Raw genomic sequence first — 17,781 nt, 5'->3', positions numbered from 1 at the left:
AGGACAAGATCCATGCGCCCCTGCCAGCGACAGTTCCGGCTCCAAGCCCAGCCCCCAACCCTGCCCCCAACCCAGCGCAAGACCCAGCGCAAGACCCGGCCCCGGACACTGCTCTGGTGCTTCTCGGCGGCGCTGCTGGCAACCGTCGTGGCCGTAGGCTGTGCCACGGCCCCCGAGACCGGCCGCAGCCAGCTCATCCTCATGAGTCCGGCACAGGAGGCCGAGATGGGGCTCAAGGCCTTCACGCAGCTCAAGCGGGAGAAGCCGTCCATCAAAAGTGGCAAGAACGCCGACATGATACGGCGGGTCGGTCGGCGTATCGCCAAGGTGGCGCCGGTGGAGTATGCCGATTGGGAGTTCGTCCTGTTCGAGGACGACACGCCCAACGCCTTCGCACTGCCGGGCGGCAAGGTGGGCGTCAACAGCGGCATCCTCGAGATCACCAAGACCGAAGCCGGCCTGGCCACGGTGCTCGCCCACGAGGTGGGGCATGTGGTGGCCCGTCACGGCGCCGAGCGGGCTTCCCAGACCCTGGGGCTGCAGGCGCTGGGTGTCATCGCCGATGTGGCACTGGCGCAGAACGCCCCCGGTGCCCGCCAGGGCGTCATGCAGGCCTACGGGATTGGCGCCCAGGTGGGCGTGCTGCTGCCTTACTCCCGGGTGCACGAGCTGGAGGCGGACGAGCTGGGACTGGTCTACATGGCCCGCGCCGGCTATGACCCGCGCGAGGCCATCGCCTTCTGGGAGCGCTTCCAGGCCTACAACCGCAAGCAGGGCGGCGGCAAACCGCCGGAGTTCCTGAGCACCCATCCGCTGGATGACCGGCGCATCGCCGAGCTGCGCGCCCTGCTGCCGCGGGCCCAGGCGGAATACGCCAGGGCCAGCAACGCCTGATGGATGCGCGCTGCACCCGACCCAGGCGGTGGCACTGATGCGCCCCATGCTCACACGGGCGCTGCCCTGGCTGGCGGTGGCACTGATCGCCCTCAGTGCCTGGAAGCTCTGGCCGACAGCCGATGTGGCCAGTCCCCAACTGCTGGACCCGGCGGCGCTCGCCGCGGCCCTGCCGGCGACTGACGGCTTCGCGGTGCCGGAGGCGGGCGCCGACTGGCGCCCTGAGCTGCCGCAGGATCTGGGGCCGCACCCCGCCTTTCGGACCGAGCTCTGGGACCTGAGCGGCCAGTTACGCGCCGACGATGGCCGCCGCTACGGTCTGCACCTCACGCTGGTGCGTCTGGGGCTGCGCCCACCCGGCGGCGACGGCGGGCGTGCCTCTGGGCTGGCCGCCGACGGGCTGCTGCTCGGGCGCTTCGTGCTGGTGCCGGAGAACGGCGCCCCCGTGCGCGCGCAGCGAGCCAGCCGCGTGGCCGCCGGGCTCGCCGGCGCCGCCGCGGACCCGCCCGTGGTCTGGCTGGAGGATTGGCGCTTGCTGCTGGGCAGCTCTGTGAGCGGATTCGACGGCGCGTCCGAAGGCGCTCCGGCGGCCGCCCGGCTTGATGTGCGCGATGGTGTGCCAACGGCCATACCCGGCCGGCTCGCCTTGGTCGCCGATGGCACCCGCCTGGAGCTGACCCTGACCGCACAGAAGCCCGTGATCACACCCGCCGCGCAGCTGCTCGACGGCGGCGCCGCCGGCGTCGCCGGGCAGGGCGGCGGGCCCGCCCTGCGCTGGCTCGCCGAGCCCAGGCTTGCGCTGAGCGGCCGGCTCCAACACCAGGGTGCCGAGATCCCCGTCAGCGGCAGCGCCTGGCTGGACCATGTCTGGGGCGCGGCCGGTGCCGGTGCCGGCCTCGCCGGCACCCGCGGTCAGCTGGCCCTGAACCGCTTTCTGCTGCAGCTGGACGACGGCAGTGAGCTGCTATGCCTGCATCTCCGACGCCGTGCCGGCGGCGGCACACCCATTCCCACCTGCCTGCTCATCGCCGCCGACGGCGCCACCCGGGTGCTGCGGCGCCGGGCGCTGACGCTGACGCCCACGGCTGCCGTCTGGCGCAGCGCCGACGGCGTCGCCACCTATCCCGTCGGCTGGCGGTTGGTGGCGCCGGGGCTGGATTTGTCGCTGGACATCAGCGCGCTGCACCCGGCGCAGGAGCTTGAGCTCGGCGAGCGGCTCTGGAGCGGCGCCATCACCGTGGAAGGCGCGCGCGCAGGCCGGCCCGTCAGCGGAGGCGGGCGCATGGACCTCAGTGGCTACGCCGCCGACGGCTGATCGCCAGCCCGGGCTGGCGCCGGCGCTGGCCGCGGCGATGCAGACGCCCCGGAACCATCGCCGCCCCGCGTCTGTCACGACGGACACCACGCCGGTCTCGACGGGCATGCCAATCGGTGCCCATTTATGTTGCGATAACGGCCGACGCGGGCGGCGCCGTGTTGCGCATAGACCCGCCGGCCCATGACCCCCCCAGCCCATGCCACGCCAGCCCATGCCACGCCAGCCCATGCCACACCAGAGCAGTCCGCTTGCGTCAGCGCTGATGCGCACACCGTCCACACCCCGCCCGCCCGGCGCCGCCCTGGTGCGCATTGTTCGGGGACGTCCCTGGCTCGCCGCCGGCGTCCTGGCGCTCGCCCTCGCCGGCTGCGGCGAGCCGCCGCCGGCAGTGGTCATCGCCGAGCCCGGCGCAATCCCGCCCGCCGCGCAGCGCCCCGGCGATCCCCAGGTGGGGCGACAAGCGCTGCTGAATCGCGCCGTGGTCACTTGCGGGCTGCCCGTCAGCGCCTACGTCGCCAGCACCGGCGCGCCGGCACCGGCCTACGAGCTGCCGGGCCGCGAGGGCCGCAATGCCGAGCTGCCCTACCAGCTCACGGCCCACACCACCGACGGCGGCGTCGAGCTGGTCACCAGCAACTGTCTCGGCTGCCATGCCGCCCCCCTCAACGGCGAGTTGGTGATCGGCCTGGGCAACGAATTCCTGGACTTCACCCGCGATCCCGTCATGGCCGTAGAGGCCGCCGGCGCCTACGTCGAAGGCGAAGCCGAGACCGCCGCCTGGCGGGACTGGGCGGACCGGATCGCGGCCATCGCCCCCTGGACCATGACCGACACCGTCGGCGCCAATCCGGCCCAGGCCATCACCCTCGCCCTCATGGCCCATCGCGACCCCAAAACCCTCGCCTGGTCGGACGAGCCGCTGATGGACCCGCCGCCCACGGAGGTGCTGCCCGTGAGCGTGCCACCCTGGTGGAACCTGAAGAAGAAGCACGCCGTGTTCTACAACGGCCAGGGCCGGGGCGATCACGTCGGTACCATGATTCTGGCCTCCACCACCTGCACCGACAGCGTCGACGAGGCCCGCGAGATCGACCGCTGGTTCACCGACGTCGCCGCCTATCTGGCCACGCTGGAGGCGCCCGCCTACCCCTGGCCCATCGACCCAGGCCTCGCCGCCGACGGCGAGCGCGTGTTCAACCGCGAGTGCAAGGAATGCCACGGCCGCTACGGCGCCGGCGAGCACTATCCGAACAAGCTGGTGGGCCTGGACGAGGTGGGCACCGATCCCGCCATGGCCGAGGCCGCCGTGGACGATGCCAAAGACTATATCCGCTGGTTCGAGACCTCCTTCTACGGCCGCCACGGCGATGCCGTGCCCGGCCGCGGCTATGTGGCACCACCCCTGGACGGCGTCTGGGCCACGGCGCCCTACCTGCACAATGGCGCCGTCCCCACCATCGCGGCCCTGTTGGACAGCAGCAAGCGCCCCACCTACTGGCGCCACGACGGCGCCGAGCCGGACTACGACCCGGCGGCACTGGGCTGGCGCTATCGGACACTGGACCGGGGTCGGGAGCAGTTCGCGAGCCTGGACGCGCAAAAATGGGTCTACGACACCACCAGGCGCGGCTACGGTAACCAGGGGCACAATTTCGGCGACGAGCTGAGCCCGCCCGAGCGCACCGCGTTGCTGGAATATCTGAAGACACTTTAGCCCACCCCCCAGACGGCGCACGTCGGCGCGCGCAAGGCAGCTACGGCCAGCCGGCGCTTGGCCGACGCGCACCCGGTCACCGTCGAGCCCGTCTCGAGCAACCGCAACAGGAGCCCTCATGCACAAGCAATTCGCAATCACATTGTCGCTTCTCGCCGCCCTCGCGCTGGCGCTACCCGCGACCGCCAGTGACGAGGCCGGACACGAGTACTCGCCCTTCGCCGGCATGCCCCTCATCATGCTGATGCACAACATGCAGTACTACGCGCACAAGCTCGGCCTGTCCGTCGATGCCGCCAACACGGCGCTGGAGGACTTCTATGCCCACGAGCTGGAGGAGGTCATCGACGCCGTCAGCGAGATCCAGGACTACGAGGGCATCCCCATCGCCGAGAACCTGAACAAGACCCTCATGCCCGCCTTCGAGCAGCTGGAGGCCGCCATCGACAAGGGCGGGCGCGAGGCCATCGATGCCGCCTACAACGAGGTCATCATCGGTTGCAACGCCTGTCATGCCGCCTCCGAGCATGGCTATATCCATATCCGTCGCAACCACACCAATCCCTATCCCCAGGACTTCTCCCGCCACGACTGAGCCCGCAGCGGGGCCGGCTTCCAGGCCGGCTCGGCCCCGCCTCCACAGCGTGGGCCGCACCAGCAGTCAGCCGCCGCCCTGCTAAGCTAAAAACAGAGAGGCCGACGGGAATCTGTCACAAACCCTTGCCAGAAGATGCCGGCAGCGCTACCATAGGCGGCTCAGTTGCGGGGTGGAGCAGTCAGGCAGCTCGTCGGGCTCATAACCCGAAGGTCGTAGGTTCAAATCCTGCCCCCGCTACCAAACGCCACAGGGGCCTGCGAGCGAGCTCGCAGGCCCTTTTTTTTTGGGAGGGATTCACCGGGGGCCTGCGCCGGCGCAGACGTAGACGATTTCGGGCAATCAGTTGCTACCCCGGGCATGAGACAACACCATGAGCGACCATTGCGCAGTCACCGGGCGTCATCAGGCGACAACCCCACAGCCGGCCCACCGGCATCAGCGCCGCCGGCGGTGCTTGCCCCCATGGCTACTGCTGGTCTGCTGGGTCTTCGCCACTGTCCCGATGGCCTCGAGCGCCGCCGTGGGCGTCTCCAAGGCTGATCCGGCCGCCGCCCCCGTCTTCGCCCAAGACCGCATCCTGGTGAAATTCAAGCCTTCGGTCACCACCACGCGTGGTGCAGACGTGCTCTCGCGGGCCCGGGCGATCCCCGCCACCCTGTCGGTGCGAGCACGCTACTTCGATACCAACATCGTGTCGGTCCGTGCAGCCACGACCGACATTCCCAACCTGGTCGAGCAGGTCGCGGCCCTGCCGGAGGTGGCGCACGCCGAGCCGGACTATGTGGTGTACGCCAACGGTCGCCCGGACGACACCCATTTCGGCAGCCTCTGGGGCCTTGAGAATATCGGGCAATCGGGCGGCACCGCCGGGGCCGACATCAGCGCCGTGGCGGCCTGGGACCAGGCGACGGGCGATGGCAGCCTCGTCGTCGGCGTGATCGACACCGGTATCGACTACAACCATCCGGATTTGGCCGCCAACATGTGGGTCAACCCCGGCGAGATCGCCGGTAATGGCATCGATGACGACGGCAACGGCTACGTCGATGACGTCCATGGCATCAATGCCATCACCGGATCCGGCGATCCGATGGACGACCATTCCCACGGCACGCACTGCGCCGGCACCATCGGTGCGGTGGGTAACAATGGCCGGGGGGTCGTCGGCGTTGCCTGGGATGTGAAGCTCATGGCGCTCAAGTTTCTGGGGGCGAGCGGCAGCGGCTTCACGTCAGACGCCATCGAAGCCCTGGCCTACGCCACGGACATGAAAAGCAACTACGGCGTCAACATCAGGATCACCAGCAACAGCTGGGGCGGCGGCGGCTACAGCCAAAGCCTGGCCGACGCGATCGCCGCCTCGAATGCCGCCGGTATGCTGTTCGTCGCCGCGGCCGGCAACGACGCTCTGGACAACGATATCAACCCCCACTATCCATCGTCGTATGGGGCTGCCAATGTCATCAGCGTCGCAAGCTCAGACCGCAACGACAACAGCTCCTGGTTTTCCAACTATGGCGCCACCTCCGTTGATCTCGCTGCGCCGGGCAGTGCCATCTACAGCACCGTCCCCGGCGGTGGCTACTCGACCAAGAGCGGAACCTCCATGGCCACACCGCATGTGGCGGGCGCCGCCGCCTTGCTGTGGGGGCATCAGCCCAATCTCAGCGTCGCCGACGTCAAGGCAACCTTGCTGCAGACCGTCGACCCCCTCGATGCGTTTTCAGGCCGTGTGCTGACGGGCGGGCGACTCAACGTGCAGGCCGCGCTGGGTGGCCGCAGCCCGGGTTACCGCATCGCGGCATCGGTCAGCCCGAGTGGTGCAGGCCGCGTCGCCTGTACGCCGAACCCGGTGGAGGCGGGCGCTGACAGCACTTGCACGGCGACGGCGAACGGCGGTTTCAGCTTTGCCAACTGGAGCGGGGATTGCAGCGGTAGCCAGCGCAGTTGTGTGCTGCGAGCGGTCACCGCCGCCAAAGACGTGACGGCGAACTTTACGACCGCAAGCTACACCGTCACCGCCACGGCGGGGGCCAACGGCGGCATCAGCCCGCGCTCGCGCAGCGTGGCCCACGGCAACAGCACCAGCTTCACGGTCACGCCCGACACCGGCTATGGCGCCAGCGTCACCGGCTGCGGCGGCAGTCTCTCTGGCACCACCTATACCACGGGCCCCATCACCGGCGCCTGCACCGTCAGCGCCAGCTTCAGCCTCAACCGCTACAGCATCGTGACCGCGACCGATCCCGTCGGGGCCGGTCGCGTCAACTGCACACCCAATCCGGTGGACCATGGCGGCGACAGCATCTGTACGGCCACCGCCAATGACGGCTACAGCTTCGACACCTGGGGTGGTGACTGCGGCGGCGGCGATCTGCGCTGCACCTTGAGCGGGGTGGTCCGGGAGCAGTCCGTCACCGCAAGCTTCGGCATCGCCAGCGCTCGGATCACCGGGGTCATCACCGACGAAGCAACCGGTCTGCCGCTCGCAGATGCCACCGTCGCCCTCTACCGTTGGAACGACGACAACGCCTGGTGGCGACAGGTCGGGCAACTGCTGGTCGACGCCGACGGCGCCTTCGATGTCCCCGCGCTCGCGGCCGGTACCTACTATCTGCATCTCGACACGACTACCGACCAGTATCTCAGCGAGTACTACGGCGATACCCGCGATTGGCAGCAGAAAACCCAGATCACCCTGGCCCCGGGCGAGCAGATCGCCCTCGCGCCCATCGCCTTGACGCCGCGACCGCTCTACCTGCAAGACCTACGCCTGAGCACCGACTGGCTAGGCCCCGAGGGTGGCACCGTGGCGCTGTCGGGCACCCTGGTCAACACCACCCGCTACAGCGGTCCGGCAACCTATTGGGTCAATCTCGAGCTTTGGGACGAGACCTTCCAGGCCGCCACCAGGCTGACCCTGCACGGGCCACGGGCGATCAGCCTGAGCACTGGCTCCATCCCCTTCAGTATCCCACTCGCGATTCCGGCTCAGACACCTGACGAGCGCTGGTACCGGCTCGAGCTGACGCTCGGGCTCAGCCGCGTGAAGCCGCTCGTCAATGGTGACTTCGGTACAGTCTGGAAAGGCGCCGATGCGCCACCGATCGACCCACTGACGCCCGATGCGGTGGCTAAACGGCGCGCCGTGCGTCTCGACGCTCGGGGGCACGTCCTGGAGACGCGCATCCAACCCTGAGCCGGTGGCTTGTCGGTCAGATCAGGAGAGAGACAGCACGATGTTCAACCCGACGCCCCTTCAGCGGCCCGCCGGTGTCCTCCTCGCCGGCGCGCTCAGCCTCACCAGCGCGCTGACACAAGCCGCAAGTCTCTCGGCGACGGTCACCGACGCCGCCACCGAGCAACCGTTAGCCAACGCCGAGTTGGTCCTCTCGCACTGGCTCCCCGACCAGGCCCGCTGGCGCGTCCTCGGTCGAGCCATCGCGGATGACGGCGGCGAAGCACGCTTCACGGCACTCGAGACGGGCACCTATAGCCTGCAGACCTTCGGTCCGTTTGGGGCGACCAGCAGCTACGACGCCGAGTACTACGACGACACCCGTGACGAGGCGTTGAAGACCGAGTTGTCGCTGTTCGAGGATGAGCATCAGGTCCTGAGCCCGATCGCCCTGTCGACGAAGCCGATCCACCTTCGCGCGCTGCGGCTGACCCCGGTGACCCTGCCGTCCGCTGGCGGCACGGTATCGCTGTCCGGGCAGGTGGTGTCGAGCAAGGCAGCGGCGGAGACGATCAGCTATTGGGTCAACCTCAGTGTCTATGATCCCGCCTTCGATGCCCGCGCTGAGGCGACCCTGCGAGAGCCCGGCAAACTGCGCTTGCCGCCGGGCACCACGCCATTCACGCTCGCCCTCGACATCCCCGCAACCGTGCCCGATGGGCGTTGCTATACCTTCGACCTGACCCTGGGGGCCTCGCCCTTGCAGCCGATAGTCAACGGGCGCTTTGGCGAGGTGTGTAAGGGCCTGGAGCAGCCGGCGCAATGAGACGCTGAGTGCTCGACCGACTTGCCAGGGCAAGGGAGCGCTGCATCGATACCCGAGCCTTTTGATTGGTCTTAGCAATTGATTGAGTTATATCAATTGACCATATCGATCAAGCTCATCACGACAAACAATTTTCCTGGCGAGCTCAGGGGGCTTACCGTGTTGCTCAACCCGCCGATGACGGGCGCAACACAAACCTTACGTACCCGGAGACGAGCCAATGGATCAGACCACCCCATCCGCCCCCGCCATGCCGCGCTTGAATGAGCCGGCACCGGCCTTTGACGCCCCCACCACCCACGGCCGCAAGACCCTGGAGGACTATCGCGGCAAATGGCTGGTGCTGTTCTCCCACCCGGCGGACTTCACGCCGGTGTGCACCACCGAGTTCATCGCCTTCGCCAGGCGCCACGCCGACTTCCAGGCACTGAACTGCGAGCTGCTCGGCCTCTCCATCGACAGCAACTATTCGCACATCGCCTGGGAGCGCAACATCAAGGAGAAGTTCGGCGTCGACATCAGCTTCCCGATCATCGCCGACCTGTCCATGAACGTGGCCAAGGCCTATGGCATGATCCAGCCCGGCGCGAGCGACACCTCAGCGGTGCGGGCCACGTTCATCATCGACCCCGAGGGGATTTTGCGGGCGATGGTCTACTACCCCATGACCAACGGCCGCTCCATCGATGAGTTCGTGCGGCTGGTCAACGCACTGCAGACCTCCGACGCCAATGGCGTTGCCACCCCCGAGGGCTGGCAGCCCGGCGACAAGGTGATCGTGCCGCCGCCGGCGACGGCTGAGCAGGCCGAAGCCCGCGTCAATGAGGGCTACGAGTGCAGCGACTGGTACTTCTGCAAAAAGGCACTGTAATCCGCCGGTGGGGCGGCGCCTCGCCGCCCCGTGTGCCAGCCGCCGCCGGCGTCTCCCGCCGCTGACGTCCCACAGCGAAATCTGACCAGCGCGTGCTGGCCGGCGATGTCCGGCGATCGAGCGCGCAGGCGTCAGTCCAACCGGTCCACATCCACGGCGACCCTCAGCTGGTGCTCGCCGCCGCCATAGAAAACACCGCGCACGGGGGTGACGTCGCCGTAGTCACGGCCGACGGCGGTGGTAATGTGCTGCTCGCCGAGCAGGCAGTCGTTGGTGGGATCGTAGTCGATCCAAACGCCGCTCTGCTCGGCCGCCATGCCGCCGGCCGGGTCGCCGGGGGCGGCGCTGGTCATGGCGTTGGGGGGCTCGTTGCCGAAGCCGGCGACGGCGCTCGGCGGCAGGTAGAGTGCGTACCAGGCATGGGAGGCGTCGGCGCCCCGCAGCTTCGGCTGGCCCGGCGGCGGCAGGGTCTCCAGGTAGCCGCTCACGTAGCGCGCGGCGAGCCCCAGCGCACGCAGACAGGCGATGCCCACGTGCGCGAAGTCCTGACAGACGCCGCGGCGTTGGGCCAGCACCTCGGCGAGGGGTGTGGCCACCCCGGTGGCGGCGGGATCGTAATCGAATTCGGCATAGATCCGGGCCATCAGCTCGCGGGCCGCCTCCAGCACGGGACGACCCGGCGTAAAGGAGATCAGCGCATAGTCCAGCGCCTCGGACCGGGTCGGGACGGCGGGGGAGGGGAGCGTGAACATGCGGGCGTTCAGGGCGTCGGGCGCGCGCACCTCCTGCAGACGCGCGCGCACCTGCTCCCAGGGTGGTGAGGCGGGCGCATCCGGCGCCGGCGGCGCGACGACTTCCACTTCGCTCAGGGCGTTCACCGTCAGCGCCGCATGCGACTGCTGGATGGAGAAGTAATTCACCCGGTTGCCGAACAGATCGGTGTGCTCGCGCGACACCGACGGCCAGGGCGTCACCCGCACATGGCTCTTCAGGCAGCGCTGGTGGGGCATCTGCCGCGGCTTCAGGTGCGTAATGCTGTGGCAAAGCGACACCGGGCTATCGTAGCCGTAGTGCGTGGTGTGGCTGACGCGAAAGCGCATGCTCAGCGCTGGACCGCGCTCAGGCGGTGCTCGATCATATGATGCGGATGCTCCTCGTGGCGGAAGTACTGCGCCGTGAGCGCATCCGAGATCTCCGCCATGCCCAACTCCTGATCGGTGAGGAATTGCGCCAGCGCACCGCGGCGCAGGCCGTCGGCGTCGGGCTGGGCCAGCTGATCCAGGCCCGCGAGCCGCAGCTCGGTCAGCAGCCGCAGCACGCCCTTTTGGGCGGCGGAGCGTGCGGGGCCCATCGGGTCGCGGGGCATGTCTTCCAGCAGCTGGGACAGGCGTAGAATCTGGTAGGCCAGCGAGCGGGGGTTGGCCTCGTCCTGCACCACCAGGTCCAGCAGGGCGCCGACGCGGGTGCCCGCCTGATAGCGGCGCCGGTAGGTGATGAGACTGTCGGTCACACCGAGCACCGCCTCCACCACCAGGCCGTCCTCCGGCGCCGGAATGATCGCCACCAGCGTCGAGCGCAGCAGGGTGGCCAGATTCATGCCGCGCTCCAGTCGCCGGCCGGCCTCCAGGAAGTGCCAGCCCTCGTTGTGGGTCATGTTCTCTTGGGTCAGCGCCGAGAAGGCCACCAGAGCGGTCACCAGCGGGTCCAGCACATACAGTGCGGCGTTGAGCGTCTGCGGCGGCTGGCTGGTGAGGCGGCGCAGGTGACGCTCGATGTCGTTGATGACGCGCCAGGTGTCGCTGGAGAGCCGCTCCCGCACCGACCAGGCCGCAAGGCCCAGGGCCTGCAGGGTCTGCGGCAGGGCACCGACGCGCTCGAGGTCGGTGATGAGCGACAATAGCTGCGGCGTCGGCGCCGCCAGCGCGGCGGGCTCCGCATCGGTGGGCAGCGGCACATTGCCATGGCATTGCTCGTTCAGGGCTTCCAGCAGCGTCCCGAGACAGCCGATGCCCTGATCTTCGGCGGCGAAGCTGCTGCGGGCCGTCAGGTTGATGGCGGTCACCCGCAGCAGGCGCACCAGCCCCTCGGCGCGCTCGGCGTAGCGGCCGATCCAGAACAGGTTATCGGCGATGCGCGAGGAGACATCGCTCTCGCGCACCACCGCGGGACTCTGGCTTTCTTGAATCCCCAGCAGCGTCTCCTCGCGCTCGGGCTCGGTGGCGAGCACCCAGGTGTCTTTGCCCAGGCCGCCGAGCTGGCTCGAGACCATGGGCGTGTCCTCCGACAGGGCGACCCGACTCAGGCCCCCGGGCATCACCGCATAGCCGTCCTCTTCGGCCACCGAGAAGCTGCGCAGCACGAAGGGCCGGGGCACGATGCGCCCGTCCATGTACACCGGCGCCGTGGATGGCTTGACCTCTTCCTGGGCCACGAACCGGTGCGGCTGCGCCTGGATTTGCGCCACCAGCCGGGCGCGGGCATCGGCGTCGAGGTTGCGGGGGAACAGCACCCGCGGTCCCGGGGGGCTGGCGGCGGCGCCGAGCGTGCGGCTGCCCGCGGGCTTGATCACCAACGCATCCAGGTTGTCGAGCACATACGCGCGGTCTTGTGGGCAACCGCACCACCAGGTGTGCAGATGGGGCAGCAGCAGATCCTCGCCCAGCAACTGCCGGCACAGCGCCGGCAGGAAGGCCATGAGCCCCGGGTGCTCCAGCACGCCGCTGCCCAGCGCATTGGCCACGGTCAGATTGCCGGTGCGCACCGCCTGCACCATGCCCGGCACGCCGAGCATGCTGTCCTCGCGCAGCTCCAGCGGATCGCAGAAGCAGTCGTCCACCCGCCGCAGCACGGCGTCGATGCGCTCCAGCCGCCCCAGGGTGCGCAGCCACAGGGCACCGTCGCGCACCGACAAGTCCGCCCCCTGCACCAGGGTGTAGCCCAGGTAGTTGGCCAGGTAGGCGTGCTCGAAGTAGGCGGCGTTCGCCGGCCCCGGGGTCATCAGGGCCACCTGCGCCTGGGTGGCGTCGCCGGGGGCGAGCCGGTTCATGGTTCGGCGCAAGCCGCGGAAGAAGCCGGCGAGCCGGTGCACATGGCTGTCGCGGAACAAGCTCGGCATCACGCGTGAGAGCACCACCCGGTTCTCCAGCGCATAGCCGGCGCCGGATGGGGTCTGGGTGCGGTCGCCGATGACGCGCCAGTGGCCATCGGCGTCGCGGGTGAGGTCCGCGCCGTAGAACACCAACGGACGGTCACCGGCGACGCTGATGCCATGGCAGGGCAGCAGATAGCCGGCGTAGCCGTCCACCAGCTCCGGCGGCAGCAGGCCCTGGGTGATGAGCCGCCGCGGGCCGTAGAGGTCGAGCAGCACCGCGTTCAGCAGTTCCGCGCGCTGGATGAGACCGCGCTCCAGCTCCGCCCATTCTTCGCCGCGCAGCAGCAGCGGCAGCGGGTCCAGCTCCCAGGGGCGGGACATGCTGCGGGGGTCGCCGTGCAGATTGTAGGTGACGCCGTTATCGCGGATCAGCCGGTGTGCTTCGCGCCAGCGCGTCTCGATGCCGCCACGCCCGAGCTGGCGCAGGGTGTCGATCAGATATTGCCAGTGTGGGCGCAGGCCACCGTCGGCGGCGCGCATCTCGTCGCAGGTGCCGGGCGCCGGCACGTACGCGTCCTCCAGGCGGACATCGTCCAGCTGGGCGATGGGGCTCGTGGCGGACATGGGCGCTCGCGACCGGGCTGGCAGGACAGGTTGATAGACGGCAAGTTTGAACGCTCGGGCGCGCCGTGGGAAGGGTGGCGTGCGTCGGTGGTGCCTGGGGCGCCGCCGTGCCCGGCCGCCGCTCGGATCTCAGTAGACAAAGGGGATGAACTTGCTCACGCGCTGCGCATATCCGGTGTACTCCGGGTGGCGCTCGGTGAGCCAGGCTTCTTCCTTGCCGGCTTTATAATTGAAGAAGGCAAAGGCCACAGCCAATCCCAGCAGGTGCGACAGGCTCAGTGTGTACAAGGTCCAGGCGGCACCGGCGCAGAGCAGACTCGTATACAGCGGATGGCGGACGATGGCGTAGACGCCGTGCCGCACCAATTGGCTGTGATCCACCGGGTAGGGCAAGGGCGTCAGATAGTCGCGGATGTGCACCGAGCCGAAGGCGCCGAAGAGCAGGGCGAGCAGGGCAAAGGGTGCGGCGAGCCAGCCGCGCAGCGCGGCGCTGGCGGCCATGGCATCGGCGCCCAGATAAGGATGCCACACCGGCAGCAGGGCGAAGCCGAGCATGAGCGCAAACTGGATCGCCACCAGGTGCTCGCCGCGCTGACCGAAGCCCCGTTTGTCGCCAGTGTCGCCGCTCATGCGCGTCTCCCGTTCGGACTTGCCAGAGACTTGAAGAAAGTTGGGTTTGCCGAGCCCCTGCCAAGGGCATCACGGGCCCCATTGTACGGCGACTCGACGTCCACCGGCGGGCCGGGTGCTAAAAGAAGATGTTGAGGCCGGTGACCAGCACGTTGCGGTTGGACCAGTCATCGCCGGTGCGAAAGCGGTTCCAGCGGTAGCCGAGCTTGAGCTTGACCCCCTCCATGGGCCGCCAGGCGAGACCGCCGCCGAGCCAGTTGGCCTCGACCCGCCCGGCACGGGTGCCATAGAAGATCTCCTCTTCCAGGTAGGGCTTGAGCTTGAGCGGCGTCAGCGCCCAGGGGGCTTCCACGGTAATCTCATTGCGCAGGCGTACGTCGTCGTCGCGCCAGTCGAACCAGCGCAATTCCACGCGCAGCCGGTTGGTGACGCGAAAGCCGTTGAAGCGCTTCGCAAAGTAGCCCTCCAGCATCACCCGGTCTTCCGGCTGCCAGTCCTCGGTGAAGCGGAACCAGGCGCGCCGATAGCCAAGCCGGAGGCTGAAGCTCGAGTGCAGCTGATAGCCCAGGGACGCGCCGGTATAAGCGAGGAATGTGTCTGCAAAGTTGTTGCGCGAGGCTGCGTTGGCGCGCGAGAGGATGAACCAATCGCCCGCGAGCGGTGCCTTGAGCAGCAGGTTGTAACTGGCGCCGGCGTCCTGCTCCGCGGCCACCTCAGTGGATGTCGCAGCGAGGACGGCGAGCAGCAGCAAATGGCGCAGGCGGATCATATTCTCATCGCGCATTGCGGCGCTTCAGCGCGTGTGCGCCTGGCTGTGGCGGTTGCGATGGCCACACAGGCCGCACGTCAACCACCGGACGGGTGCCGCGACGACCGCCATGGCGCGCCCCGCAGAAAGCCTGGCGGTGTTGCGACGCGCTGGACTCAGTCGACGCTTTCGCATCGTTGTGTCGTGCCAGGTGCCCCGCGGGACGCACCCTGACGACCGCCCGACGACCCTTGTTAGCATCAACTGACCGCGCCCTTGGCTTGGCACCGGCGCCCCGCATGTAACCACCCATTCCCACACGACATCCAAGACACCATGCGGGTCGAACGCATTTGTACCGTCTGCGGCCGCAGCATCTCCTGGCGACGAAAATGGGCGCGGGACTGGGAGAACGTCAAGTATTGCTCCGATGCCTGCCGCGGCCGCGGCTTGTCCCCACGCGACCGCCACATCGAAGACACCATTATGGCATTGCTCGAAGCGCGTGCCGCAGACGCCAGCATCTGCCCCAGTGAGGCCGCCCGCAAGCTTGCGGGCGGCGCTGACTGGCGCCAGCAGATGGAGCCGGTGCGCATGGCCGCGAGGCGGCTGCAGCGCGCCGGGCGCATCGACATCACCCAACGGGGACGGCCGGTGGATCCGGATACGGCCAAGGGGCCCATTCGCCTGCGGCTGCGTCCCGTGGGTGTGCAACTCTAGCCGCCCCTTACTCGCGAGGGATGGCCGCTATACTGCCGGGTCGCAGACGGAGCGCTGACTGAAACGACCGGGAGCTCGACAGGTGGAATTCTTTAGCACCCTTGCAGCCGAGGCCACGGCGGCGGACCTCCAGCGGCACCTCACCATCGGCACCCTCGCCGAGCACTGTGCATCCATCGATGCGGTGCTGCGGGCCGATGGTGAAGACGGCGAGATCTGGTGCCTGTGGGGCCAGTTCCAGGTGCACCGCGAGTGCATTCGCGGCGGTGTGCGCTTCACGCTGCCGCACTGCCCCAACGCGCTGGCCTGGACGGTCACCGCCGGCGACGAAACGCCGGCGCCGGTGGTGGTGCACTGCACCATCAACCGCACCGAGCACGAGCCGGACTTCATCGAGTCCATCGAGCTGTTCGTCGACGATTGGCGCACGGGGCTGCAGCGACTCGCCGACGCGGCGCAGCGGGTGAGGGGTTGATGCGCCGCGCCTCAGCGCTCCGTATCGGCGAGCCCGTCGAGCATCTCCGGTGGCCCGGTGGTGCGAAAGTGCAGCAGGGTGCTGTGCCCCGTCGTGTCGTCGATGCGCAGGCCGGTGACGGTGCCGTCGGCGGCGTGCTCCAGGCGGAGCGCCGCCGGGGCTGCGATGCGCAGTTGCTGCACGGGCTGCCCGCTGCCCGGCGGGGCCGCGGTGTGCAGCACGATGGCGGTCATGGCCGCGGACGCGTCCAGGGTCACGTCGTGCAGCGGCACGCCGACGGCGAGCGCCTGACCGGCGGCGGCGACGGCCTCGGCACCGGCATCGGCGACGGCGGTGGGCACGGCCCACAATTGCACCAGCCAGCCCCGGTGCTGCCGCGAGAAAGCCGCACAGGTCTCGGCCCACCGCCGCCGCGGGACGGCGTCCGGGCGCTGCGGGGGCGACGCGTTTGGCTGTGGCTGCAATGACATGACGGCGACTCCCGTCGTAGGGCTCAGCCGACCCCCGCACGGGCCCGGGCATCGGCGAGCAGGGCGCGGACCTCGTCGTCGCGGGTCTGTGGGAAAGCCGCATACCAGCGCCCGACGCCGAAGAAGGGCTCGGGCGCGGCCAGGCAGATCAAATCGTCCACGGTCGGCTCCAGCAAATCCAGCGCATCGGTGCTGGCAACGGGCACCGCCACCGCCAGCGTGGACGGTCGCTGGGTGCGTGTGGCGGACACCGCCGCGCGCATGGTGGCGCCGGTGGCGAGGCCGTCGTCGATGAGGATGACGCAGCTGCCTTGAATGCGCGGCGGCGGGCGCTCGCCGCGGTAAGCATGGGCGCGTCGCTCCAGCTCGCGGCCCTCGGCGGCGGCGACGCGGTCGATGGTCTGTTCGCTGATGCCGAGTGCGCTGACGATACCCGGGTTCAGCACCTGCACCCCGCCGGTGGCGATGGCGCCCATCGCCAGCTCCGGCTGGCCGGGCACGCCGAGCTTGCGCACCAGCATCAGGTCCAGCGGGGCGTCCAGGTCTGCGGCCACCTCCGCCGCCACGGGCACGCCGCCCCGCGGCAGCGCCAGCACCAGCAGGTCGTCGCGGCCGCGGTAGCCGTGCAGTGCCTGGGCCAACAGACGCCCGGCCTCGGTGCGGTCGTCGAAGGGGAGTTGCACTGCGCTCACGTGGCTTGCTCCGGTTGTGGTGAATGGGTGTCGATGATCGTTCGGCCCGCGGGCCCGGTGCGTTCTCGGTGTGTTCTGCGCCGACTCAATCCGGGGGCGCCCCGAGATGCGCGCGGAAGAAGTCCCGCGCCAGCGCGGACACCGCCTCCAGCGTGCCGGGCTCCTCGAACAGGTGGCTGGCGCCGGGGATGACCTCGATGCGGACCGGCTCAGGCATGCGCGCGGCGGCCTCGCGGTTCAGCTGCAGCACTGTCTGGTCCAGCCCGCCGACGATGAACAGGGTCGGCTGGCGGACGTCTTCGAGCACGTCCATGGCCAGGTCCGGCCGGCCGCCGCGGGAGACCACGGCATGCACCGACCGCGCACGCGCGGCCGCGGCGCCGAGGGCGGCCGCCGCGCCGGTGCTGGCCCCGAAGACGCCGATCCTCAAGTCCGCCGTGCGCGAGTCGGTGGTCGCCCAGTCCACGGCGTGCATCAGCCGACGCGTGAGCAGTGGGATATCGAAGCGATGCTCGGCGGTGCGCTGATCGCGCTCGTGCTCGCCCGGCGTGAGCAGATCGAACAACAGGGTGCCGATCCCCCCGCCATTCAGCGTGTGTGCCACGGCGCGGTTGCGGCGGCTGAAACGGCTGCTGCCGCTGCCGTGGGCGAACAGCACCAGCCCGCGGGCGCCGGTGGGCAGGTCGAGGAAGCCAGGCAGATCACCGGCCTCGGTGGGGACCAGGATTTCATCCGCACGGGTCAGGGGCATCATGACCATGGCGCTCTCCGCTTTGTTTGCCCGTCACTGAAGTCACACGCACTGAAGTGCACTTGTGCAGAGTCCGCACCCGGCCGCCGGCGCCCCCGTGGCAGGCGGCGGACCATCGCCGGGCCCCGGGATAAGTGTCACTGCCGGTGCGAGCGGTGCTTATTGTCAAGTGTGGTCGCGG

At 69.2% G+C, this 17,781-nt stretch carries 16 protein-coding genes and 1 tRNA gene; 10 read left to right on the top strand and 7 right to left on the bottom strand.

The window, feature by feature from the left end; all coding sequences use genetic code 11:
• The first annotated feature begins 12 nt into the window (after positions 1-12).
• The 8 genes from QZ588_RS03830 (at position 13) to QZ588_RS03795 (ending at position 9,399) form a co-directional block, all read left to right on the top strand.
• Positions 13-894 carry a M48 family metallopeptidase gene (locus QZ588_RS03830; RefSeq protein ID WP_295540122.1) on the top strand — a complete coding sequence of 294 codons (882 nt, stop codon included), beginning with the start codon at positions 13-15 and terminating at the stop codon, positions 892-894.
• Between the two features lie 37 nt (positions 895-931).
• Positions 932-2,209, top strand: a complete 1,278-nt coding sequence (locus tag QZ588_RS03825; protein ID WP_295540121.1) for a lipocalin family protein — start codon at positions 932-934, stop codon at positions 2,207-2,209.
• A 265-nt stretch (positions 2,210-2,474) separates the two neighbouring features.
• Positions 2,475-3,926, top strand: coding sequence for a c-type cytochrome (locus tag QZ588_RS03820; RefSeq protein WP_295540119.1), 1,452 nt, complete (start codon positions 2,475-2,477; stop codon positions 3,924-3,926).
• Between the two features lie 118 nt (positions 3,927-4,044).
• Positions 4,045-4,521, top strand: a complete 477-nt coding sequence (locus QZ588_RS03815) for a hypothetical protein (RefSeq protein ID WP_295540117.1) — start codon at positions 4,045-4,047, stop codon at positions 4,519-4,521.
• Positions 4,522-4,687: 166 nt separating this feature from the next.
• Positions 4,688-4,764, top strand: a tRNA-Met gene (locus tag QZ588_RS03810).
• A gap of 130 nt (positions 4,765-4,894) precedes the next feature.
• Positions 4,895-7,723, top strand: coding sequence for a S8 family serine peptidase (locus QZ588_RS03805; RefSeq protein ID WP_295540115.1), 2,829 nt, complete (start codon positions 4,895-4,897; stop codon positions 7,721-7,723).
• A 40-nt stretch (positions 7,724-7,763) separates the two neighbouring features.
• Positions 7,764-8,528 (top strand): hypothetical protein, encoded by a 765-nt coding sequence (locus QZ588_RS03800; protein WP_295540113.1) that lies wholly within the window; start codon positions 7,764-7,766, stop codon positions 8,526-8,528.
• Between the two features lie 220 nt (positions 8,529-8,748).
• Positions 8,749-9,399, top strand: a complete 651-nt coding sequence (locus QZ588_RS03795) for a peroxiredoxin (protein ID WP_295540111.1) — start codon at positions 8,749-8,751, stop codon at positions 9,397-9,399.
• Between the two features lie 131 nt (positions 9,400-9,530).
• Here QZ588_RS03795 and QZ588_RS03790 read toward each other — a convergent pair whose 3' ends face one another.
• The 4 genes from QZ588_RS03790 to QZ588_RS03775 all read right to left on the bottom strand — a co-directional run bounded on the left by QZ588_RS03790 (position 9,531) and on the right by QZ588_RS03775 (position 14,528).
• Positions 9,531-10,499 (bottom strand): transglutaminase family protein, encoded by a 969-nt coding sequence (locus QZ588_RS03790; RefSeq protein ID WP_295540110.1) that lies wholly within the window; start codon positions 10,497-10,499, stop codon positions 9,531-9,533.
• Positions 10,500-10,501: 2 nt separating this feature from the next.
• The gene (locus QZ588_RS03785) at positions 10,502-13,114 is read right to left on the bottom strand and encodes a circularly permuted type 2 ATP-grasp protein (protein WP_295540109.1); all 2,613 of its coding nucleotides are present in this window, start codon (positions 13,112-13,114) and stop codon (positions 10,502-10,504) included.
• A gap of 129 nt (positions 13,115-13,243) precedes the next feature.
• A complete protein-coding gene (locus QZ588_RS03780) occupies positions 13,244-13,744 on the bottom strand; it encodes an isoprenylcysteine carboxylmethyltransferase family protein (protein WP_295540107.1) in 501 nt (166 codons plus the stop codon).
• 118 nt (positions 13,745-13,862) lie between these two features.
• Complete coding sequence (locus QZ588_RS03775) at positions 13,863-14,528, bottom strand: DUF2490 domain-containing protein (protein ID WP_295540105.1); 666 nt, start codon at positions 14,526-14,528, stop codon at positions 13,863-13,865.
• A gap of 300 nt (positions 14,529-14,828) precedes the next feature.
• Between QZ588_RS03775 and QZ588_RS03770 the strand changes: the two genes are divergently transcribed.
• Both QZ588_RS03770 and QZ588_RS03765 read left to right on the top strand, forming a co-directional pair.
• Positions 14,829-15,212, top strand: a complete 384-nt coding sequence (locus tag QZ588_RS03770) for a DUF2256 and DUF3253 domain-containing protein (protein ID WP_295540103.1) — start codon at positions 14,829-14,831, stop codon at positions 15,210-15,212.
• Positions 15,213-15,294: 82 nt separating this feature from the next.
• Positions 15,295-15,687: a hypothetical protein gene (locus QZ588_RS03765; RefSeq protein WP_295540102.1), complete on the top strand. Its 393-nt coding sequence runs from the start codon at positions 15,295-15,297 to the stop codon at positions 15,685-15,687.
• Between the two features lie 11 nt (positions 15,688-15,698).
• On the opposite strand, the gene QZ588_RS03760 is transcribed toward QZ588_RS03765, so the two are convergent.
• The 3 genes from QZ588_RS03760 to QZ588_RS03750 form a co-directional block, all read right to left on the bottom strand.
• On the bottom strand, positions 15,699-16,157 hold the full coding sequence (locus QZ588_RS03760; protein WP_295540100.1) for a DUF5335 family protein: 459 nt from the start codon (positions 16,155-16,157) through the stop codon (positions 15,699-15,701).
• A gap of 23 nt (positions 16,158-16,180) precedes the next feature.
• Positions 16,181-16,849 (bottom strand): phosphoribosyltransferase, encoded by a 669-nt coding sequence (locus QZ588_RS03755; protein ID WP_295540099.1) that lies wholly within the window; start codon positions 16,847-16,849, stop codon positions 16,181-16,183.
• Between the two features lie 85 nt (positions 16,850-16,934).
• A complete protein-coding gene (locus QZ588_RS03750; RefSeq protein WP_295540180.1) occupies positions 16,935-17,603 on the bottom strand; it encodes an alpha/beta hydrolase in 669 nt (222 codons plus the stop codon).
• Between the last annotated feature and the right edge of the window lie 178 nt (positions 17,604-17,781).

The organism is uncultured Thiohalocapsa sp. (assembly GCF_913062725.1).
Taxonomy (GTDB): Bacteria; Pseudomonadota; Gammaproteobacteria; order Chromatiales; family Chromatiaceae; genus Thiohalocapsa.
This window is presented reverse-complemented; position numbering and strand designations above follow the sequence as displayed.

Excerpts from the sequence above, each read along its gene's own strand:
- QZ588_RS03830 (WP_295540122.1), top strand. The coding sequence starts at position 13 with ATGCGCCCCTGCCAGCGACAGTTCCGGCTCCAAGCCCAGCCCCCAACC.
- QZ588_RS03825 (WP_295540121.1), top strand. The coding sequence starts at position 932 with ATGCGCCCCATGCTCACACGGGCGCTGCCCTGGCTGGCGGTGGCACTG.
- QZ588_RS03820 (WP_295540119.1), top strand. The coding sequence starts at position 2,475 with ATGCGCACACCGTCCACACCCCGCCCGCCCGGCGCCGCCCTGGTGCGC.
- QZ588_RS03815 (WP_295540117.1), top strand. The coding sequence starts at position 4,045 with ATGCACAAGCAATTCGCAATCACATTGTCGCTTCTCGCCGCCCTCGCG.
- QZ588_RS03805 (WP_295540115.1), top strand. The coding sequence starts at position 4,895 with ATGAGCGACCATTGCGCAGTCACCGGGCGTCATCAGGCGACAACCCCA.
- QZ588_RS03800 (WP_295540113.1), top strand. The coding sequence starts at position 7,764 with ATGTTCAACCCGACGCCCCTTCAGCGGCCCGCCGGTGTCCTCCTCGCC.
- QZ588_RS03795 (WP_295540111.1), top strand. The coding sequence starts at position 8,749 with ATGGATCAGACCACCCCATCCGCCCCCGCCATGCCGCGCTTGAATGAG.
- QZ588_RS03790 (WP_295540110.1), bottom strand. The coding sequence starts at position 10,499 with ATGCGCTTTCGCGTCAGCCACACCACGCACTACGGCTACGATAGCCCG.
- QZ588_RS03785 (WP_295540109.1), bottom strand. The coding sequence starts at position 13,114 with ATGTCCGCCACGAGCCCCATCGCCCAGCTGGACGATGTCCGCCTGGAG.
- QZ588_RS03780 (WP_295540107.1), bottom strand. The coding sequence starts at position 13,744 with ATGAGCGGCGACACTGGCGACAAACGGGGCTTCGGTCAGCGCGGCGAG.
- QZ588_RS03775 (WP_295540105.1), bottom strand. The coding sequence starts at position 14,528 with ATGCGCGATGAGAATATGATCCGCCTGCGCCATTTGCTGCTGCTCGCC.
- QZ588_RS03770 (WP_295540103.1), top strand. The coding sequence starts at position 14,829 with ATGCGGGTCGAACGCATTTGTACCGTCTGCGGCCGCAGCATCTCCTGG.
- QZ588_RS03760 (WP_295540100.1), bottom strand. The coding sequence starts at position 16,157 with ATGTCATTGCAGCCACAGCCAAACGCGTCGCCCCCGCAGCGCCCGGAC.
- QZ588_RS03750 (WP_295540180.1), bottom strand. The coding sequence starts at position 17,603 with ATGATGCCCCTGACCCGTGCGGATGAAATCCTGGTCCCCACCGAGGCC.